Origin of the sequence: Serratia sp. HRI (genome assembly GCF_010119335.3) — a bacterium.
Lineage (GTDB): Bacteria > Pseudomonadota > Gammaproteobacteria > Enterobacterales > Enterobacteriaceae > Serratia > Serratia nevei.
In genome coordinates, this window is the sequence record NZ_CP083690.1 from 1001258 (window position 1) to 1024655 (window position 23398).

The 23398-nt window shown below is 60.0% G+C and carries 25 protein-coding genes; 16 read left to right on the forward strand and 9 right to left on the reverse strand.

Going from position 1 to position 23398, the window contains the following annotated elements; all coding sequences use genetic code 11:
• Positions 1–16 precede the first annotated feature (16 nt).
• Entirely contained in the window at positions 17–973 is a 957-nt protein-coding gene (locus tag GF111_RS04840) for an isoaspartyl peptidase/L-asparaginase family protein (RefSeq protein ID WP_047728152.1), read from the reverse strand.
• A gap of 357 nt (positions 974–1330) precedes the next feature.
• On the reverse strand, positions 1331–1867 hold the full coding sequence (locus GF111_RS04845) for a DUF924 family protein (protein WP_055312409.1): 537 nt from the start codon (positions 1865–1867) through the stop codon (positions 1331–1333).
• A gap of 157 nt (positions 1868–2024) precedes the next feature.
• Between GF111_RS04845 and moeA the strand changes: the two genes are divergently transcribed.
• Together moeA and moeB are read left to right on the forward strand one after the other, a co-directional pair.
• A complete protein-coding gene (gene moeA, locus GF111_RS04850) occupies positions 2025–3263 on the forward strand; it encodes a molybdopterin molybdotransferase MoeA (RefSeq protein ID WP_048233132.1) in 1239 nt (412 codons plus the stop codon).
• A gap of 2 nt (positions 3264–3265) precedes the next feature.
• Positions 3266–4021: a molybdopterin-synthase adenylyltransferase MoeB gene (gene moeB, locus GF111_RS04855; protein WP_047728158.1), complete on the forward strand. Its 756-nt coding sequence runs from the start codon at positions 3266–3268 to the stop codon at positions 4019–4021.
• Positions 4022–4072: 51 nt separating this feature from the next.
• Here moeB and GF111_RS04860 read toward each other — a convergent pair whose 3' ends face one another.
• Complete coding sequence (locus tag GF111_RS04860; protein WP_033637709.1) at positions 4073–5665, reverse strand: ABC-F family ATPase; 1593 nt, start codon at positions 5663–5665, stop codon at positions 4073–4075.
• 180 nt (positions 5666–5845) lie between these two features.
• On the opposite strand from GF111_RS04860, the gene GF111_RS04865 reads away from it, so the two are divergent.
• Together GF111_RS04865 and GF111_RS04870 are read left to right on the forward strand one after the other, a co-directional pair.
• On the forward strand, positions 5846–6490 hold the full coding sequence (locus GF111_RS04865; RefSeq protein WP_073969881.1) for a hypothetical protein: 645 nt from the start codon (positions 5846–5848) through the stop codon (positions 6488–6490).
• 1329 nt (positions 6491–7819) lie between these two features.
• Entirely contained in the window at positions 7820–9124 is a 1305-nt protein-coding gene (locus GF111_RS04870; RefSeq protein ID WP_061872160.1) for an MFS transporter, read from the forward strand.
• A gap of 89 nt (positions 9125–9213) precedes the next feature.
• Here GF111_RS04870 and GF111_RS04875 read toward each other — a convergent pair whose 3' ends face one another.
• The gene (locus GF111_RS04875; RefSeq protein WP_038880946.1) at positions 9214–9453 is read right to left on the reverse strand and encodes a 4-oxalocrotonate tautomerase family protein; all 240 of its coding nucleotides are present in this window, start codon (positions 9451–9453) and stop codon (positions 9214–9216) included.
• A gap of 63 nt (positions 9454–9516) precedes the next feature.
• Between GF111_RS04875 and GF111_RS04880 the strand changes: the two genes are divergently transcribed.
• Positions 9517–9984, forward strand: a complete 468-nt coding sequence (locus GF111_RS04880) for a helix-turn-helix domain-containing protein (RefSeq protein ID WP_038880943.1) — start codon at positions 9517–9519, stop codon at positions 9982–9984.
• A gap of 58 nt (positions 9985–10042) precedes the next feature.
• Positions 10043–10474 (forward strand): hypothetical protein, encoded by a 432-nt coding sequence (locus GF111_RS04885; RefSeq protein ID WP_033637706.1) that lies wholly within the window; start codon positions 10043–10045, stop codon positions 10472–10474.
• On the opposite strand, the gene cynR is transcribed toward GF111_RS04885, so the two are convergent.
• Entirely contained in the window at positions 10398–11348 is a 951-nt protein-coding gene (gene cynR, locus GF111_RS04890; protein WP_038880940.1) for a transcriptional regulator CynR, read from the reverse strand. The two genes, GF111_RS04885 and cynR, sit on opposite strands and share 77 nt — an antisense overlap.
• Before the next feature lie 114 nt (positions 11349–11462).
• On the opposite strand from cynR, the gene GF111_RS04895 reads away from it, so the two are divergent.
• The 4 genes from GF111_RS04895 (at position 11463) to GF111_RS04910 (ending at position 13666) form a co-directional block, all read left to right on the forward strand.
• Positions 11463–12116 carry a carbonic anhydrase gene (locus tag GF111_RS04895; protein ID WP_048233124.1) on the forward strand — a complete coding sequence of 218 codons (654 nt, stop codon included), beginning with the start codon at positions 11463–11465 and terminating at the stop codon, positions 12114–12116.
• Between the two features lie 19 nt (positions 12117–12135).
• On the forward strand, positions 12136–12606 hold the full coding sequence (gene cynS / locus GF111_RS04900; protein ID WP_038880935.1) for a cyanase: 471 nt from the start codon (positions 12136–12138) through the stop codon (positions 12604–12606).
• A gap of 233 nt (positions 12607–12839) precedes the next feature.
• Positions 12840–13097: a YjhX family toxin gene (locus tag GF111_RS04905; protein WP_004939031.1), complete on the forward strand. Its 258-nt coding sequence runs from the start codon at positions 12840–12842 to the stop codon at positions 13095–13097.
• A 62-nt stretch (positions 13098–13159) separates the two neighbouring features.
• The gene (locus GF111_RS04910; RefSeq protein WP_147191354.1) at positions 13160–13666 is read left to right on the forward strand and encodes a GNAT family N-acetyltransferase; all 507 of its coding nucleotides are present in this window, start codon (positions 13160–13162) and stop codon (positions 13664–13666) included.
• Between the two features lie 32 nt (positions 13667–13698).
• Here the strand turns inward: GF111_RS04910 and GF111_RS04915 are convergent, their stop codons facing one another.
• Together GF111_RS04915 and GF111_RS04920 are read right to left on the reverse strand one after the other, a co-directional pair.
• Complete coding sequence (locus GF111_RS04915; RefSeq protein ID WP_110593351.1) at positions 13699–14196, reverse strand: ATP-binding protein; 498 nt, start codon at positions 14194–14196, stop codon at positions 13699–13701.
• A 170-nt stretch (positions 14197–14366) separates the two neighbouring features.
• Positions 14367–15263, reverse strand: a complete 897-nt coding sequence (locus GF111_RS04920; RefSeq protein WP_038880925.1) for a LysR family transcriptional regulator — start codon at positions 15261–15263, stop codon at positions 14367–14369.
• A 132-nt stretch (positions 15264–15395) separates the two neighbouring features.
• Here GF111_RS04920 and GF111_RS04925 point away from each other — a divergent pair, with 132 nt between their 5' ends.
• Complete coding sequence (locus GF111_RS04925) at positions 15396–16127, forward strand: isochorismatase family protein (protein WP_038880922.1); 732 nt, start codon at positions 15396–15398, stop codon at positions 16125–16127.
• A 34-nt stretch (positions 16128–16161) separates the two neighbouring features.
• On the opposite strand, the gene GF111_RS04930 is transcribed toward GF111_RS04925, so the two are convergent.
• Positions 16162–16509 (reverse strand): antibiotic biosynthesis monooxygenase, encoded by a 348-nt coding sequence (locus tag GF111_RS04930; RefSeq protein ID WP_033646818.1) that lies wholly within the window; start codon positions 16507–16509, stop codon positions 16162–16164.
• Between the two features lie 12 nt (positions 16510–16521).
• On the reverse strand, positions 16522–17541 hold the full coding sequence (locus GF111_RS04935; RefSeq protein WP_055317659.1) for a cytochrome P450: 1020 nt from the start codon (positions 17539–17541) through the stop codon (positions 16522–16524).
• Between the two features lie 80 nt (positions 17542–17621).
• On the opposite strand from GF111_RS04935, the gene GF111_RS04940 reads away from it, so the two are divergent.
• The 5 genes from GF111_RS04940 to GF111_RS04960 all read left to right on the forward strand — a co-directional run bounded on the left by GF111_RS04940 (position 17622) and on the right by GF111_RS04960 (position 23352).
• The gene (locus GF111_RS04940; RefSeq protein ID WP_147191356.1) at positions 17622–18305 is read left to right on the forward strand and encodes a helix-turn-helix transcriptional regulator; all 684 of its coding nucleotides are present in this window, start codon (positions 17622–17624) and stop codon (positions 18303–18305) included.
• 74 nt (positions 18306–18379) lie between these two features.
• The gene (locus tag GF111_RS04945) at positions 18380–19087 is read left to right on the forward strand and encodes a glutathione S-transferase N-terminal domain-containing protein (protein WP_004939065.1); all 708 of its coding nucleotides are present in this window, start codon (positions 18380–18382) and stop codon (positions 19085–19087) included.
• Between the two features lie 130 nt (positions 19088–19217).
• Entirely contained in the window at positions 19218–20645 is a 1428-nt protein-coding gene (phoA, locus tag GF111_RS04950; protein WP_060442906.1) for an alkaline phosphatase, read from the forward strand.
• A 461-nt stretch (positions 20646–21106) separates the two neighbouring features.
• Positions 21107–22687 carry a malate:quinone oxidoreductase gene (locus tag GF111_RS04955; RefSeq protein ID WP_038880911.1) on the forward strand — a complete coding sequence of 527 codons (1581 nt, stop codon included), beginning with the start codon at positions 21107–21109 and terminating at the stop codon, positions 22685–22687.
• Between the two features lie 206 nt (positions 22688–22893).
• Entirely contained in the window at positions 22894–23352 is a 459-nt protein-coding gene (locus GF111_RS04960) for a helix-turn-helix domain-containing protein (RefSeq protein WP_047728191.1), read from the forward strand.
• Positions 23353–23398: the final 46 nt, after the last annotated feature.

Genomic DNA, 23398 nt, shown 5'->3' on the forward strand with positions numbered 1-23398 from the left:
CCCTCCCGGTGAACGCTTAGCGGTAAATCCCGACGGACGGCGCATCGCCGACATAGCCAAAACCGCGATACATCCCCTCGCAGTTGAACGGCAGCGCGATATTGCCGTGGCGATCGACGGCGATCATGCCGCCGCTGCCACCGAGCGCCGGCAGCTTCTCCATCACCACCCGATCGCTGGCGGCCTGCAGGCTGAGGCCACCGTATTCGATCAGGGCGGAGACGTCATAGGCCGCCACGCCGCGCATGAAGATTTCGCCGGTGCCGGTGCTGGAGACCGCCACCGTGGCGTTGTTGGCATAGCAGCCGGCGCCGATGATCGGCGTGTCGCCTACCCGCCCGGCCTGCTTGTTGGTCATGCCGCCGGTCGAAGTCGCGGCGGCAAGGTTGCCCAGCGCATCCAGCGCCACCGCGCCGACGGTGCCGAATTTACGATCGGGGTCGAGCGGCTCGCCGGCCTGCGCCGCACCGTCGTGATCGAGCAATACCCGGCCCTGCTCCGCCTGGGCCCGGTGCAGCTGATCGAAACGTTCCTGGGTAAAGAAGAAATCGGGGGCGACCATTTCCAGGCCGTGGGCCGCGGCAAACTGCTCGGCGCCTTCGGTGGCAAACAGCACGTGTTCGCTGTTTTCCAGCACCGCGCGCGCCGCCAGCACCGGGTTGCGGATGCGGCTGACGCCGGCGACGGCGCCAGCATCGCAGGTGCGGCCGTCCATCACGCAGGCATCAAGCTCGTGGGTGCCCTGATGAGTGAACACCGATCCTTTACCGGCGTTGAACAGCGGGCACTCTTCGAGCAGCCGCACCGCTTCGGTCACCGCGTCCAGCGCGCTGCCGCCCTGCGCCAGTATCGCCTGCCCGGCGGCCACGATCTCGGACAGTGCCTGGATATACAGCCGTTCTTTTTCCGCACTCAGCGCCGCCCGGGTAATTGCGCCCGCGCCGCCATGAATGGCAATCACTGGTTTGCTCATTTGCCTGACACCCTGTGTTAATCCCGCCGTTGCACAGCGAATAAGCTGAGCGCGGTATCATTATTATTCAGTCTTTTTCGACTCTATTTAGTCCTACAGTGGAAGTACAGCATAACGTCCACGTCCCGCTTTTAGCGTAGTCCGCTTAGACCGTTTCGCACCTTGAAATAGCTTATTGGAATAAAAACAGCAGGTTATAAAAAACGGCAAACCGCCGATCCTGCGGCTGAGATTATTGGTAATTTCGCGTGCGGAAATAGCGGCATGGCGTAAGGAAATAAACGTTCGCACTGAATAACGCTTATTGCGGCGCCCGGCCTGCTGTTTTTTTCCGGCCGGGCGCAGATGATCCAACGATTAAAAACCCGATCCAGGCTGTTGTAAAAAGGCCTCTTCTTCCGGCGTGCTGGTGCGCCCCAATATCGCATTGCGATGCGGGTAGCGGCCGAAACGATCGATGATCGCCTTATGCCGCAGCTCGAACTCCAGCTGGTCGCCGTTGTTGAGCTCGGTGTACAACGCCAGCGCCTGCTGATGGATCAGCGGCGATTCCGAATGCATGAACGGCAGATAGAGGAAGCCGCGCTGCTCACGGCTCAGCCGTTCGCACTCGCCGCTGCGGATCGCCTCCTGCGCCAGGATCAGCGCCATGCCGTCGCAGGCGAACGACTGCGGCGTGCTGCGGAACAGGTTGCGGCTGAACTGATCGAGCACGATTACCTCCGCCAGGCGTCCTTCGATGGTATCGCGCCAGTGCGCCAGCTCCCCCGCCGCCGCTGCCCGCCAAATTTCGCCGAAACGGCTGTGCAGCAGACGATCGAAATCGTCGTCCTTTTTAAACCACATGATCGGTTCGATCTCGTCGAACCAGAACTCGATAACCTGTTTATGCATCATGATTCTCCTCTGTTTTGCGCAGTTTATACCCGTTCGCCCCGGCGCCGCAGTACGAAAGATGGCAAGCATAACCCGTTCTCCCCCCCGGCGTTCTCTGCCATAATACCCGCACTTTGTCGCTAATTTAGCGCACCCTGATTACGGAGTTCCCTTTATGGATCATTGCCATACTTCCGATCTCATTTCCCTGGAGCAAGCGCTGGAAAAAATGCTCGGGCAGATCGCCCCGCTGCAGCAGACCGAATCCGTTGCCCTGACCGCCGCCGCCGGCCGCATCACCGCCGCGCCGGTGGTCTCGCCGCTCGACGTGCCGCCGTTCGCCAACTCGGCGATGGACGGCTATGCGCTGCGCCTCGCCGATCTGGCGGCCAATGCGCCGCTGCCGGTCGCCGGTAAGGCCTTCGCCGGTGCGCCGTTCGACGGCCAATGGCCGGCCAACAGCTGCGTGCGCATCATGACCGGCGCCCCGATCCCGGCCGGGGCGGACGCGGTGGTCATGCAGGAGCAGGCCGAGGTGAGCGACCAGGGCGTGCGTTTTACCGCGCCGGTTGAAGCCGGCCAGAATATCCGTCTGGCGGGTGAAGACATTCGCCGGGGCGCGAGCGTGTTGCCGGCCGGCGTGAAGCTGGGCGCCGCGCAGCTGCCGCTGCTGGCTTCGCTTGGCGTCGCCGAAGTGCAGGTAATGCGTAAGCTGAAGGTGGCGGTGTTCTCCACCGGCGACGAACTGCAGCCGGTCGGCCAGCCGCTGCAGGCGGGCCAGATCTACGACACCAACCGTTTCGCGGTGCGCCTGATGCTGGAACAGCTGGGCTGCGAGGTGCTCGATCTCGGCATTATCCGCGACGATCGCGATGCGCTGCGCGCCGCTTTCGAACGGGCGGACAGTCAGGCCGACGTGGTCATCAGCAGCGGCGGCGTCTCGGTCGGCGAGGCCGACTACACCAAACAGATGCTCGACGAACTGGGCCAGGTCAGCTTCTGGAAGCTGGCGATCAAACCCGGCAAACCCTTCGCCTTCGGCAAACTGCGCCACGCCTGGTTCTGCGGCCTGCCGGGCAACCCGGTTTCCGCCGCCCTGACCTTCTACCAGCTGGTGCAGCCGCTGCTGGCGAAGCTGGCCGGCCACAGCGACTGGCGCCTGCCGCCGCGCCTGCGGGCGCGCGCATTGACGCCGCTGAAGAAATCGCCGGGCCGCCTCGATTTCCAGCGCGGCGTGTTCAGCAGCAACGCCGCGGGCGAACTGGAGGTCAGCACCACCGGCCACCAGGGCTCGCACGTTTTCAGCTCCTACAGCCAGGGCAACTGTTTCATCGTGCTGGAGCGCGAACGCGGTTCGGTGGCGGTAGGCGAAACGGTGGAGATCGAGCCGTTCAACGCCCTGCTGAGGAGCTGAGCATGCTGCCGGAATTGACCGACGCCGAAGCGCTGCGCTACAACCGCCAGATCGTGCTGCGCGGCTTTGACTTCGACGGCCAGGAGAAGCTGAAGGCCGCCCGCGTGCTGATCGCCGGGCTGGGCGGGCTGGGCTGCGCCGCCGCGCCTTACCTGGCGGCGGCCGGCGTCGGCCATCTGGTACTGGTGGATTTCGACACCGTCTCGCTCTCCAACCTGCAGCGCCAGATCCTGCACCGCGACGATCGCATCGGCCAGAGCAAAGTCGCCTCCGCCAGGCAGGAACTGAGCGCCATCAACCCGCATATCCGCATCGACGCGATCGACGGCCGTTTGGAAGATGAGGCGGTTGCGGCAGAGATCGCCGCCTGCGATCTGGTGCTGGACTGCACCGACAACGTGGCGGCGCGCGACGCCCTGAACCGCCTGTGCCACGCGCAGCAAAGGCCGCTGGTTTCCGGCGCGGCGATCCGCATGGAAGGCCAGCTCAGCGTGTTCACCTATCAACCGGGCGAGCCCTGCTACCGCTGCCTGAGCCGGCTGTTCGGCGACAGCGCTCTCACCTGCGTCGAAGCGGGCGTGATGGCCCCGCTGGTCGGCACTATCGGTACCCTGCAGGCGATGGAAGCCATTAAGCTGCTGGCCGACTATGGTCAGCCGCTGCGCGGTAAGCTGTTGATGTTCGATGCGATGAGCATGCAGTTCCGCGAGATGAAACTGCCGAAGGATCCGCACTGCGAAGTGTGCGGCGGGGAGTGACGGATAAAAAAAGGGCGGGATAATTCCCGCCCTGATGCGTTGCCGCGAGGGTTACACGATGCCCTGGCTGCGCAGATAGTCTTCGTAGTTGCCGGTAAAGTCGATCACCTTGTTCGGGGTGATTTCCAGAATGCGCGTCGCCAGCGAGCTGACGAACTCACGGTCGTGGGAGACGAAGATCAGCGTGCCTTCGTACATCTCCAGCGCCATGTTCAGCGATTCGATGGATTCCATATCCAGGTGGTTGGTCGGTTCGTCCATCACCAGAATATTCGGGCGCTGCATCATCAGCTTGCCGAACAGCATGCGGCCCTTCTCACCACCGGACAGCACCTTCACTTTCTTCTTGATGTCGTCCTGGCTGAACAGCAAACGGCCCAGCACGCTGCGCACCGCCTGCTCGTCGTCTTTTTCCTGCTTCCACTGGCTCATCCAGTCGAACACGGTCAGGGTATCGTCGAACTCGTATTCGTGATCCTGCGCGTAGTAACCGATGCGGGCGTTTTCCGACCACTTCACGGTGCCGCTGTCCGGCTGTGCGTCGCCCACCAGCGTTTTCAGCAGGGTGGTTTTACCGATGCCGTTAGCGCCCAGCACCGCAACCTTCTCACCCACTTCCACCATCAGGTTCAGCTTGCTGAACAGCGGGCCATTGTCGAAGCCCTTGGTAAGCGCTTCCACTTCCAGCGCGTTACGGAACAGCTTCTTGTCCTGATCGAAACGGATGAACGGGTTCTGGCGGCTGGAGGCCTTCACTTCTTCCAGCTGGATCTTGTCGATCTGGCGGGCGCGCGAGGTGGCCTGCTTGGATTTGGAGGCGTTGGCGCTGAAGCGGCTGACGAACGATTGCAGCTCGTTGATCTGCGCCTTCTTCTTGGCGTTGTCGGCCAGCAGACGTTCACGCGCCTGGGTGGCGGCGGTCATGTATTCGTCGTAGTTGCCCGGATAAACGCGCAGTTCGCCGTAGTCCAGATCCGCCATGTGGGTGCAGACCATGTTCAGGAAGTGACGGTCGTGCGAAATGATGATCATGGTGCTGTTGCGTTCGTTCAGCACCTGCTCCAGCCAGCGAATGGTATCGATGTCCAGGTTGTTCGTCGGTTCGTCGAGCAGCAGAATTTCCGGATCGGAGAACAGCGCCTGCGCCAGCAATACGCGCAGCTTCCAGCCCGGCGCGATTTCGCTCATCGGGCCGTAGTGCTGTTCCACCGGAATGCCGACGCCAAGCAGCAGTTCGCCGGCGCGCGCTTCGGCGGTGTAACCGTCCATCTCGCCGTAGGCGACTTCCAGATCGGCCACTTTATAGCCGTCTTCTTCGCTCATCTCCGCCATAGCGTAGATGCGGTCGCGCTCTTCCTTCACCGCCCACAGCTCGGTGTGGCCCATGATCACGGTGTCCAGCACGCTGTATTGTTCGAAGGCGAACTGATCCTGGCGCAGTTTACCCAGACGCTCATTCGGATCGAGGAACACGTTGCCGCCGGTCGGCGCCAAATCGCCGCCGAGGATTTTCATAAAGGTGGACTTGCCGCAGCCGTTGGCGCCGATCAGGCCGTAACGGTTGCCGCCGCCGAATTTGACAGAGATGTTTTCAAACAACGGCTTGCTGCCGAACTGCATGGTGATGTTGTTGGTGCTTAACACAGCGCTCGCTCTTTATACATAGGGAATGTGATTTGGCGCGCATTATGCCACAACGGGGTTCAGAGATCGCGGGAAGTTTTGGTGACATTTTGAGCGGTGGGTTCACACCGTTTGCCGGTGGGCATTGGCTTGCGTACAAGAAGTCTGCTAGATTCGCGCTTCATATTGAAAAGGATTTCTATGAAAAGCGCAAAGCAGATAGCCAACGACATGGCGGATGCCATAAACATTGACAGCAATTTAGTACGCGGGTTTGCACAAGGTTTTATCAGTGTACCGGTCGATTTCTACTACCTGGGCTACGACTATATTGATACTGAAAACCGATGGTTAAACTCGCAAGATAAAGAGCGATTTATCAGACTCATCAAGTCAGGCCTGGCCAATAAAGCGAGCATCGAGAAAGTGGCTCATATCTTCATCGAAAACTTCGCCAGCAAAGTCAAATTTGAAGATGTTAAGGACATGACCATAAGAACATCAGGCAAACTCATCGGCAAATTCGCATTTAATCAGTTAGCCACCGCAAACATGGGATATATATTCTCTAAACAAATCATTCCACGACTTGTCTCGGGTGTTACCGTTGGCTCAATTCTCACCGCTGGGGCAAGCATATCGCGCTCTGTCTATACATCACGCGACTTGAGGGCAAGAAACTCGCGGATGTATGATCAACTCAGACGCCTGGGAAACCTCGATCTGCTGTACTTTCTGTTAGAAAACAAAGTCCGACCATTCGAGGATGCCGTCTCAGTTTGGGAAAGAGATCGAAAGAAATTCAACCAAATTTGTCAGTACTTTTTTGCAAAGGTTAACATATGAAGAACTTTATGCTAGCGGCTTTATCCAGAATTATTCAGGGCATAGGGTGTGGAGTGATAGCCCTCTCGCTATTGGCCATTGCCTGGTTCGTATTTTACTCCGACGACCATTTGAAGTATCTGTGGGTTGCGACCTCCATAGCTGGAGTTTTCTTAGGGTATTTCATTTTCAGGTTTGCGGTTAAAAAAGTGTACGATGAAAGTCCTGAGTGAACGGTGTAATTTAAATTAAATAAAGACAGTTATCATATTGCTTTCAATGCTAATTACTGACTCTCTAGCCGATGAGCTGTAATTAACTCAGCTACATTCTGCACGCAGACTACTATCATCTATGGCTTGATATTAATGCACCAACATACAATAAGATTAATATACCCGTCATACTTCAAGCTGCTTGAGTGTTGGCTCTCCTCGTTCACCCCAGTCACTTACTGGTGTAAGCTCCCGGGGACTCACTACGTTGCAGCCTCCAAGCAACTGGAATTATTTTGGGTATATATTACCAATTCATGTCGTATTCTCGCGTATATGAAATTTATAAAGGTAATTCTCTAAGACTGATACTTAGCAGATATTTTATACATATAAAAATTTTACATATGAAACAACACTGTGATGTTGTTGGTGCTTAACACAGCGCTCGCTCTTTATACATAGGGAATGTGATTTGGCGCGCATTATGCCACAACGGGGTTCAGAGATCGCGGGAAGTTTTGGTGACATTTTGAGCGTTACCGACGGATGAGTCATACCTGCATTTAATAATGCCGATGAAAATCACGGGGAGGCTTCGCACAGCAAGCTGTACAATAGCTGAAACAAATTCACCAAACATATTAATTAGCGGTATTAATTAAAATAAAAAATTAAATTTATTCTCTCCAGATACCGCACCAGGTGCGAATAAATCGCACTGAATACCTCTTGGGAATCATTGATACAGTCAATACGCCTCTATTTAATTCTATTTCTTGCCGACTATCGCCGCATATTCTGCTATACGCGACATTTTGTGACCCTCCTCTTAAATGCCAGGATTTTTTCGATGATTAATGCGCTCCAGCTCACTAAATCGGCACTAAACCACCTCACTGCTACACGTCATAAATCCAAAAAAAACATATAAATACAAAATCTTAAGAAAAATCAAACCAGCGTTATCCCGTTAACCACCCTCATGTTGCATAGAATTGTACATACAAGTATATGTAAAGGAGACGTTGCCATTCTGTTGCCGCTTCGTGTGGCGGTTATCGCCGTCCCGGATAATGCCATCACGGCCAGAACATAATAACAACACACCGTCCACCTATCGCGAGAGATAACGATGAACACTGCTGAAAAAACCTTGCCCAAAAGCCAAACGGCAGAGAAAGGCGCGGTAAATTACAAAGTCATTGTCGGCGCCAGCCTGGGCAACGGCCTGGAGATTTTCGACTTCACCGTATACAGCTTCTTTGCCGCCATCATCGGCAAACTCTATTTTCCCAGCGACAGCGCCTACGGCTCTTTGTTGATGTCGGTGGCGGTGTTCGGCGTCGGCTTTATCATGCGCCCGCTGGGCAGCATGGTGCTGGGCGCCTATGCCGACCGGGTCGGCCGCAAGGCCGCCATGCTGATGACTATCGTCTTGATGGGCATCGGCACCGCCCTGATCGCCTTCGCACCGACCTATGCGCAAATCGGCGTTCTGGCGCCGGTGCTGATCGTGGTCGGCCGTTTGATTCAGGGCTTCGCCGCCGGCGGTGAAGTCGGCTCTGCCACCACGCTGCTGCTGGAGTCCGCCGGGGCCAATCAGCGCGGCTTTTTCGTCAGCTGGCAGGCCATCAGCCAGGGCGTCAGCGCCCTGCTCGGCGCCTCTTGCGGGTTGGCACTCACCTATTTTCTGCCGGAAGAGGCGCTGTATGCCTGGGGCTGGCGCGTGCCGTTCATCATCGGCCTGCTGATCATTCCCGTCGGCGTCTATATCCGTAAGCACCTGGAAGAGACCTACAGCGGCGAACAGCCGGATCGTGCGCGGGTACCGCTGAATCCGGTATGGGATCTGGTGAGCAACCACGCCAAGGATCTGTTGCTGGGGGTGCTGGTCATCATGTCCGGCACCGTGATGGTTTACGTAGTCTTGCTGTACATGCCGACCTACATGATGCAGACCTACCACATCGCCGGTCCGACCGCCTACCTGTTCAGCTGTATCGCCTCCGTGGTGCAGATCGTGGCGGTCTATTACGCCGGGCGCTATGTCGATCGGATACAGAATTACAAAAGGCCGCTGCTGTTCTCCATCTTTGCGGCGCTGATCCTGATTTACCCAACCTTCTGGTTCCTCAGCGCCACGCAAACCCTGTGGCTGGCGATCGTTTTCCGCATCCTGCTGATCGGCGCGCTGGGCATCAACATGCTGGCCAGCACCATGCTGATCGTCTCGGCACTGCCGCGCCACGTGCGCGCCACCGGCACCTCGATGATTTACGCCTTCGGCGTGACGCTGTTTGGCGGCTCGGCGCAGCTGATCGTCACCTGGCTGCTTGAGACCAGCGGCAACCCGCTGGCGCCGGCGTGGTACGTGACCGGCATGCTGACCGTCAGTCTGATTGCCACTTTGCTGTTCCGGGAGCGTCACACCGAATAAAGTGCCGTCAATACCGATTCTGCCGCAGGCGGTAAACGCCTCTGGAGCGAGAAGACATTCCCGCCTGCGGACACGCGCTCAGACTGGCGTCATTTCGCGCACTCGCGCGGCGGAAATTTAGCGGCAATCATCGCCGCCGTGGGCTGCAAACCGCCGAGGCTCCATTGTTCTGGCGCATGTTCATCGATTCTGACCCAAACCGACGGCCTGAACGCCGGATCGCCGCGCCCTTCTATCTCCACCAGCAAATCGGTAATACGCGCCAGCAATTCACGTTTTTGTCCGTCATCCAGCATGCCTTTTACGGTTTGCACATTAACAAATGGCATTATAATCTCCTTGAACATAGATAAGTCTAAAAACAAGACTTAGGTTAGCGAAGGAAAATGCCCATGTCAAAATCTCCCGATCTCCCCACCGTTTCACTTGCCCTGTGCGGGCTGGCGCAGGCGGCTGATCTGCTTGGCGATCGTTGGACGTTGCTGATCCTGCGCGAGGCATTCTACGGCGGCCGCCGTTTTGAAGAACTGCGTGAAAATATCGGCGCGTCGCGTCAGGCGTTGAGCAACCGTCTGAACGCCATGGTAGAACAGGAGCTGTTGGCCAAACGCGCTTACCGGGAACCGGGCGAGCGCGAGCGACATGAATATGTCTTGACGGACAAGGGGCGCAGCCTGGGGCCCATTCTGGTTGCTCTGATGGCGTGGGGTCACCGGCATATTCTGCATGACAACCCCCACGTTCAACTGGTGGATAAACGCAGCGGGCTGCCGGTACAGCTGGCATTGCTCGATGCGCAGGGCCGCGTGGTGCCTGAAGACGCGTTGCAAATGTCGGCCGTTGAGCTCCCCCCAGCCTGACTTACCCATTCTGGTCTACGCTTGATACCAGACTGATTTAGGACAAGGATGCTGAACCATGCCGCACCTCTATAACACCGCGCTGCTGATCGGCGCCGCGCTGAGCGCCATCGCCGCGCTGCTGCATATCTGGGTGATCGCCGCCGGGCCGCGCGGCTACCGGCTATGCGGCGCCGGCGATCGCTTCATTAAGGCGGCGGAAGCGGGTAAAAAGTTCCCGGCCGTTGTCACCGCCGGTATCGCGCTGGTGCTGTTTATTTGGTCGCTGTATGCGCTTTCCGGCGCGGGCCTGATCGCGCCGCTGCCGCTGCTGCGGCCCGCGCTGTTTATCATTACCTTCATCTACCTGCTGCGCGGCGTCGCCGGCCCCTTCGCCCTGCGCGATACCGGCCGCAGCCAGCGCTTTATCGTCGTCAGCTCGCTGATTTGCCTCGGCTTCGGGCTGGTGCATCTGCTGGGGATGACGCAGCGCTGGGGGGCGTTGGCGTAACGCCCTGTTCCTGCAAGACGGCAATAAACGCCTGCGCGGCGGCGCTGCGGTAAGCGCCTTTGCGCTGCAGCCACACCGCCTGCCGCACCGGCATGGCGTTGGCCAATGCCACTTTTTTCAACTGCCGATTCTCACGCGCAATGGCGGCCGGCAGCAGCGTGGCGAGCTGCCCGCGCCGCACGATCTCGACGATGGCGCCCAGCGCGTTGGCCTCCACCGCCACCTGCGGCCGAAATCCCAGCTGCGTGCAGTAGCGATCGATAAACTGGCGCGTGGCGAAGTCGCCGCTCAGCAAAGCCAGCGGCAGATGTTGCCACTCCGCCAGCGTCAGCGGCCGATGCCGCGCCGCCAGGGGATGCCCGGCACCGACCATCAGCTCCAGCGTCTCGCTGAACAACGCCGCCGCTTCCACCTCCGCCGACTGCGCCATCTCGAAGGCGATCCCCAGATCCAGCCGATCCTGCGCCAGCAGCGCCTCAATTCGCTCTTGCGCCATCTCCTCAATACTCAGGGTAATCCCCGGGTAGCGGCGGTAGAACGCATCGATCGCCGGCCCCACCAGATAGGCGGTGAAGGTCGGCGTCATCGCCAGCCGCAAATGGCCACGCTCGAGCGTCGCCACGTCATGGATCGCCCGCGCGCCGGCGTCCAGATCCTGCAGCGCCAAGCGCGCATAGCGCATCCACGCCTCACCGGCGTCGGTCAGGCGCACGGCTCTGCCGCTGCGATCGAACAGCGGCGCCCCCAGTGTGTCTTCCAACTGCTTGATCTGTTGAGACAGCGTCGGTTGCGAGACGTGCAGCGCTTCGGCGGCGCGGGTGAAGTTACCCTGTTCGGCAACGGCCAGAAAATAACGGATGTGTCGCAGCAGCATAGCGCCCCAGCTATTAGTAAAACCTATAGCCAGCATTATAAATGGGTCTTAGACCCTATAGCCAGAAGCGTTCATCATGCCGCCATCGCATAACGACACCCAATGGAGAAACGGATGAAAGAGGTGATTGAAGGCTTCCTGAAGTTCCAGCGCGAAGCCTTTGTTGAACGCACGGCGCTGTTTCAGCAGTTGGCGACCCGCCAAAACCCGCGCACCCTGTTTATCTCATGTTCCGACAGCCGCCTGGTGCCGGAGCTGGTCACCCAGCGCGAGCCGGGGGATCTGTTCGTGATCCGCAACGCCGGTAACATCGTGCCTTCTTTCGGCCCCGAACCCGGCGGGGTTACCGCCTCGGTCGAGTACGCCGTCGCCGCGCTGGGCGTGGAGGATATCGTGATCTGCGGCCATTCCGACTGCGGCGCGATGACCGCCATCGCCACCTGCCAGTGTCTGGAACACCTGCCGACGGTCGCCGGCTGGCTGCGTTACGCCGATTCCGCCAAGGCGGTCAATCAGGCTTATCCGCACGCCTCCGACGAGGCCCGGGTCGCGTCGATGGTGCGCGAAAACGTCATCGCCCAGCTCAACAACATCAAAACGCACCCTTCCGTCGCCCTGGCGCTGGATCAGGGCCGCCTGACGCTGCACGGCTGGGTCTATGACATCGCCAGCGGCGCTATCGAGGCGCTGGACGGCGAAACCCGCCGCTTCGTGCCGCTCGCCACCCATCCCGACGTAACCGCCACCCCGGCGATCGCCCGTTTTTAAGCCAACAAAAGGAGCTAACATGACACACTCTCTGCACAACGCCGCCCCGCGCGAAGCGCTCACCGACACCATCATGGCCGCCAAGATCCGCCATAACCTGACTTTCGACGCGCTGGCCGAGGGCACCGGTCTCAGCCTGGCGTTCGTCACCGCCGCGCTGCTGGGGCAGCATGCGCTGCCGGAACCGGCGGCGCGCACGGTAGCGGCCAAGCTGGGGCTGGACGAAGAGGCGGTGCTGCTGCTGCAAACCATCCCGCTGCGCGGCAGCATTCCCGGCGGCGTGCCGACCGATCCGACCATTTATCGCTTCTATGAAATGCTGCAGGTTTACGGCTCCACGCTGAAAGCGCTGGTGCACGAGCAGTTCGGCGACGGCATCATCAGCGCCATCAACTTCAAGCTGGATATCAAAAAGGTCGCCGATCCGGACGGCGGCGAACGCGCAGTGATCACCCTGGACGGCAAGTACCTGCCGACCAAGCCTTTCTGATTGGCCTTGCGCCGGCGGCCCGCGCCGCCGGCAAATTGACAGCCAACCGGCCATTGGCTACATTAACTGCGCTGAAACGCCGCCCTGGCGTTTTTCACTGCCCGAGGCCTGTATGTTGGAGATTGTAACCACCCGATAGTCGCTTCCTTGCCGTATGGCGAGGGACTCTGACGTATCCGACGCGCGTTTGCGCGGGGATGCGCGTATCTGGGGTTATTACAGGATCTCCCAACATGAACATTTCCAAAGCGGAACAACGCGTGCTGCACGTGTTGGCCAAAGGCGGCTATATCGCCTTCACCCGCAACGACGCCGGTCGCGTCACCCACGTCGAATGCTACACCCGCGAAGGGCTCGGCCTGGCCGACTGCTCGCTGGCCGTCTTCACCAAACTCAAAACCAAACGCCTGATCCTCTCTCGCCAGGGGCGCCCTTATCGCGTCACCTTCGCCGGGCTCAAGGCCGTGCGGGCGCAGCTGGATAACCGTTAATCATCGATATCGGCCGGGCAGGCAGCCCGGTCGGCTCAGCCTTATTTAATCAGGATACAACCATGGACATCACTTTACGCCACGAAACGCCAGCCGACGTCGGCGCCATCGCCACCCTGACCGCCGCCGCGTTCCTGCATGCCGAACACAGCAGCCACACCGAGCAGTTTATCGTCAACACGCTGCGCGCGGCAGGCGCCCTCACCCTGTCGCTGGTCGCGGAGCACAATGGCACACCGATCGGGCACGCGTCCGTCTCGCCGGTCATACTCAGCAACGGCGCCGCCGGTTGGTACGGGCTGGCACCGGTGTCGGTGCTGCCGGCCAGTCAGAACCGGGGGATCGGCAGCCGGCTGATCCGCCAGCTATTGGCCGAACTGCAGGAACGGCACGCCGCAGGCTGCGTGGTGCTGGGCGATCCGAACTATTACGGCCGTTTCGGCTTCCAGGCGCAGACCGCGCTGACCCTGCCGGGCGTGCCGCAAGACTACTTCCGCGCCATCGCCTTCCAGGGCGCGCTGCCGTGTGCGGAAGTCGCCTTCCACAACGCGTTTAACGCCGAAGCCTAACCCTGTTGCCGGGGCCGTCATGGAGCCGGTTTTCAGTCCTGTTCGCTATAATGCAAGACGGTCATCCCTTCCTCTTCCGCCGGGGGAACAAAGTACTGCGCCAGGTGCTCAAACTCCGCTTCGCTCAGTGTAAACGGGTGCTCGCCGCGCGCGTTTCTCAGCGTTATCCGGCTCAGGCACTGCGCATGGCTGACGTCGAGAAAATGCAGGCAGTGCGCGACGCCGGCCTCCTCCGCCAATGCTTTGGCCCAACGCCGCCTGTCCGGCGTATTCATCGGGAAATCGAGCGCCACGGACCAGCCGCCGCGCAGCAGCTGAAAGAGGTGCCCGCCCAGCGCCCGCCGTAACCGTTCGGAACAGCGCGCATAGTCTTGCAGGCTGGCCATCTCCTGTTCATACAGCGTCGCCAGCCACGCATCTTCGACCAGCAACAGCGTTTGCGGTTGCTGCGCCAAACGCTGCGCCAGCGTCGATTTGCCTGCGCCGGCCTTGCCGCACATCAGGTGTAAAACTGCAGGGTAGGTTTTCATGCCGTTCTCCGGTCGTTGCCGGAAGGGGATAAAAAAACCCGCCTTGCCGGCGGGTTTTTTATTGGCGACACACGCGCTATCCCACCACACGAAGCATGGTGATAATAATTTGCGCGAATGGGCGATAGGATCTTTTCATAACTAAGGAATATGACAACCGTGCGCCGTTGTCAATTCGCCGTCATCAATCCCTGTTCTCGCACAAACTCGGTGAATAAACTCACTTTCTGCTGCACATGCCGGCGCGTCGGGTAAACCGCGAAGACCTGATGCGCTTCGGCAATCTGTTCAGGGAACAGCCGCACCAGTCTGCCGGCGGCGATTTCGGGATCCGCCACGAACGACGGCAGCGAACCGATGCCCAGTCCCGCCACCAGCATGTCCCGCAGCATCAGGCTGTTGTTGGCGATCAACCGGGGAGCGAACGTCACGCTCAGGCTCTCCTCGCCGGCGGTGAACTGCCACTGCCCCGGCCTTTCCGCCAGGGAATAGGCCAGACAGCTGTGCCGCGGCAAGTCATTCGGCGTTTGCGGCACGCCGTGCTGTGCCAAATAGTCGGGCGCGGCGCAAATTCGCTGGTGCACTTCACCCAGTGCCCGGGCGCTGAGGGAAGAATCCGGCAGCCGTCGGCGAATGCGCAAGGAAATATCGAAACCGGCCGCCACCACGTCCAATACCCTGTCGTCCAGCGTCAGTTCCACCTGCAGCTGCGGGTAGCGTTGCATAAACGGCGGCAGCAGCGGCGACAGCACCGTGAGGCCGAACGAGAGCGGCGCATTGACCCGCAGCGTGCCGGAGACCTGCTGCGCGCTGGCGGCAACCGTCTGCTCCAGCGCGTCGAACTCGCCGAGCAGACGACAGGCTTCCTGGTAATAGAGCAGCCCGGCTTCGGTCAGGCTCATGCTGCGGGTGGTACGCACCAGCAACAATGTACCCAACCGGTTCTCCAACTGCTTAATCTGCTTGCTCAACGCCGCCGGCGTGATCGCCAGATCCTCCGCCGCCTTATAAAAACTGTTGCGCTCAACCACGCGGCGAAAGGCGCGCATCGTCAGTAGCACGTCCACATTATGTCCTATTGGTTAATTATAAATTCAATAAAACACAGATTATTAACCTCAACAACCTCAGTAGACTTTATTCAACCGCTTCCCTGAATGGGAAGTGAATTTAATCTACTGATAATCATGGAGTTAATAATGAAAAAGACCCTGTTTGCCCTGATGCTCGGCCTGAGCGCCGCCGCCGCCCCCGTCGCCGCGCTGGCGCAATCCCCCGCCGCCGACAGCCGCCAGACGGGTTATGTGCAGCCGCTGACCGCCGAGAACAGTCTGCTGCTGCTGGTCGATCTGCAGGACATGTTCGGCATGACCATTTCCTCTATCGACCAAACCAATCTGGTGAATAACGCCGCCGGCATCGCCAAGGCCGCCAAGGTGTTCAACGTGCCGACCATTCTGGCCTCGGCCAACGCCAAAAGCTTCGCCGGGCCGGTATTCCAGCAGGTGACGCAGGCACGCTCGGACCTGCAGGTGTACGATCGCACCGCCATCAACGTCTGGCAGGATCGGCGCGTGGTGGACCTGATCAAACAATCCGGCCGCAAGAAAATCATCATCGGCGGGCTGTGGACCGCCAGCTGCGTGATGCTGCCGGCGCTGTCCGCCCTGGGCGAGGGATATGAGGTTTATATTCTGTCGGACGTCACCGGCGACATTACGCCAGACAGCCAAAACAACGCCATGCAGCGCCTGATACAGGCGGGCGCCACGCCCATCAACTGGGTGGCGTTGATGCTGGAATGGCAGCAGGACTGGAGCCGCAAAGCCACGGCGGGAAGCGTATTGCAGATCGCCCGCGACCACGGCGCCGCCTGGGGGATGGGCGCCAGCTACGCCGGGGCGATGAAGGTGGGCAGCGAAGCGAAATAACGGGCGAAGAAAGCCCGCCGCCGGCGGGCTTTCTTCAAGTGCGGTGATAACAACGGCTATCCTGCGGCGCCTGTTCGCGTCTCTCCAGCCCGTAGTCCCGCACCACTTCCGCCACCCGCAGCCGATACTGCGCCAGCACCTCGCCACGGCCGCGCGCCTGCGCCGCCCGGTGCTGCTCGAGATTGCGCCACTGCTGCACCGCCGCCTCGTCGCGCCAGAAGGAGAGCGACAGCAGGCGCGCAGGATCGGCCAGGCTTTGAAAGCGCTCGATGGAAATGAATCCGTCGATCTGCGCCAGCAGCGGCTTCAGCTCAGCCGCCAGCGCCAGATAGGTATCACGCTGCCCGTCAGCGGCCTGCAGTTCAAAAATCACGGCGATCATTATCGTTTCCTCTCAACGGTAAAATTCAGGTACGCGCGCATTGTAGGAATGGCGCCACCGCACCGATTCCAACGCCCGCTCATCAATATCCAGCGAACACAGATGCGCCACGCCGCAGCGCGCGATAATTCTCGCCCAGCGTTCGCCCGGGCAGCGGTGTGCCCCTGCGCCGAAGGCCAGTTCACCGTCGGCGCCGAGCAACAGCAAGACGGTCTGCCCCACGCGCAGCGTACAACCGGCAAGCTGCGTTTCGCGTAAGACGAAACGGCGCGTGTTTTGAATAGGTGGCGTCAGCGCCCGCACCCGATCCAGCGCGGTGTCCACTTCACCGTTCTGCCGTGCCAGCAAATACGCCAGTCCGATCCAGCCCGCCGTCGCCTCACAGGCCTGAAACAGCAGGCCGAGCGCATTGGCCGACACAAGCCGGGCGTCACCGATCTCCCGCACCAGGGCCTGGCGCAGCACGCCATTCCCCGTCGCCAGCCGGGCACAGAGCCGCTGTGCCGCCGCAATGCCGCGTGCCAGCTGCTGCGGCGTGCCGCCGGGGGCGATACAGCGGACAAAGTCCAGGCTGTCGTCGATAAGATGTTGCCACTGCGCTTCGGGTACGCCCAACAATGCGCCGAGGGTGCAGACCGGCAACCCGTAGTTAAAGCGGGTGATCGCCGCCGCCTCGGCGGCCTTTGGCGCTAACCGCGCCGCGCACTGCGCCGCGGTTTGCTGAATCAGAGTATCGTCGCAGGAAGCTAACGCCCGCTGCAGCGCCGCCTTAAGCGTGCGATGCTCCTCGCCGTCGCGCATCCGCGCCAGCCCGGCGAACAGCGGCGCCATCGGCGTCTCCAGCAAGGCCGTCGGCACCGGCTCATCGGCCGGCCGCACGCCGAGATCGGCATTGAGCAGCGCTTCCCTCACCCACTGCGGCGTAGCGGCCACCCAACATTGCCATGCGCTATCCCAGCTCAAGGGCGGCAAGGTGCGATAGTGCATCTGCGGCTCGGCGGCGAGCGCGGCGGCATAAGGACATTCGGACATGGTTTTCTCCCTCGGTACCAGATGGCGATAACCACAGGCTAGCGCTGGACGCGCAGTCATACTTCGCCTAACCTCGAAGTATGCATAGCATCGACATAGAAGATCGTTTAGCGGCGCTGAGCGCCGCCATCGCCGACCGCACCCGGGCACGCATGCTGTGCCTGTTGATGGATGGGCGCGCCTACACCGCTACCGAGCTCAGCGCGGCGGTCGAGGTCGCCCCGTCCACCGCCAGCGCACATCTGGCGAAACTGCTGGAGCAGCGGCTGATCGCCTGCGTCAAACAGGGGCGCTACCGCTATTTTCGGCTGGCCGGTCAGCCGGTGGCCGAAGCGCTGGAAGGCCTGATGGCGCTGGCGGGCGTACCGCGCCCGTCGGCGAAAAGCAGCACGCCCACCACGCTGCAATATGCGCGCACCTGCTACGACCACATGGCGGGCGAGGTGGCGGTGAAGCTGCACGATCGGCTGCATGCGCTGAACTGGCTGAGCGGTGTGGAAGACTACCGGTTAAGCGACGTCGGTCAGGCCTCGCTGGCGCGGCTGGGCGTCGATTGCTCCCCCGCCCCCACCCGCCGCCGCTTCGCCTGCGGCTGCCTGGACTGGAGCGAACGCCGCTCTCACCTCGGTGGCGCACTGGGCGCCGCGCTGTTGGCCGCCTTTATTCAACGCGGCTGGATAGTCCGCCGGCTCGACAGCCGCGAGCTGCAGCTGACCCCCGCCGGTAAAAAAGCGCTGGCCGCACATTTTGAGCTCACGGTGTAACCCGGCGGCGGGGTAGTTTTACTGCAATACTCAAGGGGTACGCTTAAGTGACCCCGCCAACCCGAGGAGTTTCCATGCTCGATTCCACCCAATTCCCGATCGTCAAACGCTGGCCGGCTCAGCACCCGGAACGGTTGCAGCTCTATTCTCTGCCGACGCCGAACGGCGTCAAAGTGTCCATCATGCTGGAAGAGATCGGCCTGCCTTATGAAGCGCACCTGATCGACATCGGCAACAACGAAACCTGGACGCCGGAATTTCTGGCGCTGAACCCGAACGGCAAGATCCCGGCGATCATCGATCCCGATGGCCCCGGCGGCCGACCGCTGCCGCTGTTCGAATCCGGCGCCATTCTGCTCTACCTGGCGGAAAAGAGCGGCCGTTTCCTGCCGCAGGATCCGGCGCAGCGTTATGAAACCATTCAGTGGGTGTTCTTCCAGATGGCCGCCGTCGGCCCGATGTTCGGCCAGCTCGGTTTCTTCCACAAATTCGCCGGGCGCGAGTATGAAGACAAACGGCCGCTGGAGCGCTACAAGAACGAATCGAAACGCCTGCTCGGCGTATTGGAAACGCGCCTTGAAGGCCGCGACTGGATCATGGGCGCGGACTACACCATCGCCGATATCTCACTGCTGGGCTGGGTGCGTAACCTGATCGGCTTTTATGAGGCGCGCGAGCTGGTGGCGTTCGACAGTTTCCCGCGCGTCGCGCAGTGGCTGGAGCGCGGTCTGGCGCGGCCGGCGGTGCAGCGTGGGCTGGCTATTCCGGCGCGCGCGGCCTGACGCCAAACGGGGTGGCCGCCGGGCCATCCCGTCTTTCTCTGTCATAAAATTGTCATCCCTCTGCTCTACTCTCCTTACGTAACAATTTGATGTTATTTACATTGTTGTATTACGACAAGGAGCTTACCCCATGCAACCTGCTGTATCCCTGATCGCCGGCGCCGTGCTGTCCGCCCTGCTCTGCTCCTCCGCCATCGCGGCGGAAACCTCGGCCAATGCCGATAGCCTGACCGAGCGCGCCGCGCGCGGCACCCTCACCGAGCCGGGCGGCGCCCGTCGTCTGGCCGGCGATCAGACCGCCGCGCTGAAGGCGTCGCTGTCGGACAAAACGGTGAAAAACGTGATCCTGCTGATCGGCGACGGCATGGGGGATTCCGAGATCACCGCCGCGCGTAACTACGCCGAAGGCGCAGGCGGTTACTTCAAGGGCATCGACGCTCTGCCGCTGACCGGGCAATACACCCACTACTCGCTGGATAAGAAAACCCACAAACCGGATTACGTAACCGACTCCGCCGCCTCCGCCACCGCCTGGGCCACCGGGGTGAAAACCTATAACGGCGCGCTCGGCGTGGACGTGAACGGCAAAGACCAGCCAACGCTGCTGGAGATCGCCAAAGCGGCCGGCAAGGCCACCGGCAACGTCTCCACCGCCGAACTGCAGGACGCCACGCCGGCGGCGCTGGTGTCGCACGTCACCTCGCGCAAATGCTACGGCCCGGAGGAAACCAGCGAGAAATGCGCTGCTAACGCGCTGGAAAACGGCGGCCGCGGCTCCATCACCGAGCAGCTGCTGAAAACCCGCGCCGACGTCACGCTGGGCGGCGGCGCGAAGTCCTTCAACCAACTGGCGAAAAGCGGCGAATGGCAAGGAAAATCGCTGAAGGACCAGGCGGCAGCCCAGGGTTACCAGTGGGTGAGCAATGCGGATGAACTGCAGGCCGTTACCTTGGCCAATCAGCAAAAACCGCTGCTGGGCCTGTTCGCCGACGGTAACATGCCGGTGCGCTGGCTGGGGCCGAAAGCCAGCTATCACGGCAACCTCGACAAGCCGGCGGTAACCTGCGAAAACAACCCGGCGCGCACCGCGGCCACGCCAACGCTGGCGGCGATGACCGAAAAAGCGATCTCGCTGCTGAAAGACAACCCGAACGGTTTCTTCCTGCAGGTAGAGGGCGCGTCGATCGATAAGCAGGATCACGCCGCCAACCCGTGCGGGCAGATTGGTGAAACCGTCGATCTGGACGAAGCGGTACAAAAAGCGCTGGCCTTCGCCCGCGCCGACGGCAACACGCTGGTGATCGTCACCGCCGACCACGCGCACTCCAGCCAGATCGTCGCCGCCGACGCCAAAGCGCCGGGCCTGACCCAGACACTGACCACCAAAGACGGCGCGCCGATGACCCTCAGCTACGGCAACTCGGAAGAGGAATCGCAGGGGCACACCGGCACCCAGCTGCGCGTCGCGGCCTATGGCCCGCACGCCGCCAACGTGGTGGGGTTGACCGATCAGACCGATCTGTTCTTCACCATGCGCGATGCGATGGGCATCAAGTAACCGCCTTGTGAATCCTGGCCGCCCGCAACGGCGGCCATTTATTATTGGTTACCGATGCGTATTTGCAATTTAACCGCAATTATTGTGTGATAACGAAATAACGTTTAATTGCGCGACAATTAAACCCTGTAAATAACGTGGCTATACGGCCTTTCTCCCCTCTCTGTTTATTCCTGCGACAGCAACCGGCCGTTTTTTGCTTATATTCATTTTTTTTAGTTACAAAAGTAGTTTTTAACATTCTCGCAAACAATAATACCCCACCAGTAACGTGAACCGATCAATTTGCATCCGGACGGCCTGCAATAGTTCACTTTTCGTTAAAAACCCTATTAACAAAAAGGCATTATCGCTGCCTATCGGCTCACGCCGGGCGATCGGCTTCATTATTTTCCAGGGTAACTCCCGCTAAATTCTTTCACCTGCAATGAGTAGAATTTACACACAAGAGATTTAATTCAATGAGAAAATTACTCGTCCTGATTTTCAGTCTCAGCCTGTTTAGCGTTACGCAGCAGGCAGCGGCTGAAGAGAAGAATAAAACCGTCGACGTGGTGTTGATCGGCGGTGGCATCATGAGCGCGACCTTGGGTACCTATCTGCATGAGCTGGAGCCGACCTGGACCATCGACATGTACGAGCGCATGAACGGCGTGGCGGAAGAAAGCTCCAACGGCTGGAACAACGCCGGTACCGGCCACTCCGCCTTCAGCGAAATGAACTACACGCCGGAAAAAGCCGATGGCACCATCGACATCAGCAAGGCGGTGAAGGTCAACGAGTCTTTCGAAATCTCCCGCCAGTTCTGGTCTTATCAGGTGAAGAACGCTGTCCTGAAAGATCCGAAATCCTTCATTAACAGCGTGCCACACATGAGCTTCGTGTGGGGTGACGACAACGTCAACTTCCTGCGTAAACGCTACGCGGCGCTGCAGCACAGCACCCTGTTCCGCGGCATGGAATACTCCGAAGATCCTGCGCAAATCAAACAGTGGGCGCCGCTGGTGATGAACGGCCGCGATCCGGCACAGAAAATCGCCGCGACCCGCATGCCGCTGGGTACCGACGTTAACTTCGGCGTGATCACCCACCAGCTGGTTGACGCACTGAGCACCAGCGACAAGTTCAAGCTGAACCTGAGCCACGAAGTGCGCGACATCAAGCGCAACGCCGACCAGACCTGGAGCGTGACCGTTGCCGATCTGAACCGCGACGGTAAAGAAACCACCGTTAACGCCAAGTTCGTGTTCATCGGCGCCGGCGGCGCGTCCCTGACCCTGCTGCAAAAATCCGGCATCCCAGAAGCCGACGGCTACGGCGGCTTCCCGGTCGGCGGCCAGTTCCTGGTCACCACCAACCCGGCGATCGCCAACCAGCACCTGGCCAAAGTGTATGGCCTGGCCAGCGTAGGTTCGCCGCCGATGTCCGTGCCGCACCTGGATACCCGCATGCTGGACGGCAAGCGCGTGCTGCTGTTCGGGCCGTTCGCCACCTTCTCCAGTAAGTTCCTGAAGAACGGTTCGCTGTTCGATCTGATGCACTCGCTGAGCACCTCGAACCTGATGCCGATGACTCACGTTGGTCTGGATAACTTCGATCTGGTGAAATACCTGGTCGGCCAACTGATGATGAACGACGACGATCGCTTCGCCGCGCTGAAAGAGTACTTCCCGGACGCCAAGCAGGAAGACTGGAAACTGTGGACCGCAGGCCAGCGCGTACAGATCATCAAGAAAGACGCAGATAAAGGCGGCGTGCTGCAGTTCGGCACCGAAGTCGTCAGCTCTGAAGACGGCAGCATCGCCGCTCTGCTGGGCGCTTCACCGGGCGCTTCCACCGCTGCGCCAATCATGCTGCACCTGATGGAAACCGTGTTCAAAGACAAAGTGGCGACGCCGGAATGGCAGAGCAAGCTGAAAGAGATCATCCCGTCCTACGGCCACAAGCTGAACGGCGATATCGAGATGACCAACAAGATCCGCAGCTACACCAGCAGCGTACTGGGTCTGAACTACATTGAAGTGAAGCCGGAAACTAACTGATTTTCCACTCATTTCCTGCTGAAAAGGCCGCTTTATGCGGCCTTTCTTTTATCCCCCTGCCGTTCAAAGAGCATTTTTGGCCACCTTTTTACCCCCGGTTTACCCTTGCGTAACGGCGTACTCACGCCTATTATCAAAGCATATTCTTGGATAATTAAGCTAAGTCACTGTGACCTGAATGTCGTTTTTGCGGGAGAACTAAAACCATGGATCGCGTCAATATCATTCACGATTTACTAGACTGGATTGAAACTCATCTGGACCAGCCGCTGCTGCTGGATAACGTCGCCGCCAAGTCGGGCTACTCCAAATGGCACCTGCAGCGCATGTTCCGCAGCACCACCGGCCACGCGCTCGGCAGCTATATCCGCGAGAGGCGTCTTTCGCAGGCGGCGCAGGCGCTGCGTTCCAGCCCACGTCCGATCCTGGATATCGCCCTGCAATACCATTTCGACTCTCAGCCTTCGTTCTCACGCGCCTTCAAGAAACAGTTTGGCAAAACCCCGGCGGTCTATCGCCGCACCACCCGCTGGGACGTCTCGGAATGGCCGGCGCAGCCGGTAGAGGCGGAGGCCGAACCGCGCCACGATGGTCCTACGCTGCCTCGTTGGTATGCGGGCAAGCCGTCGGAAGGCGTCTGCACCAGCTGGATGGGGCTGCGTTAATCAGCACGGCATCAGGCACAAAAAAGGGGTCAGTTCGCGAGAACTG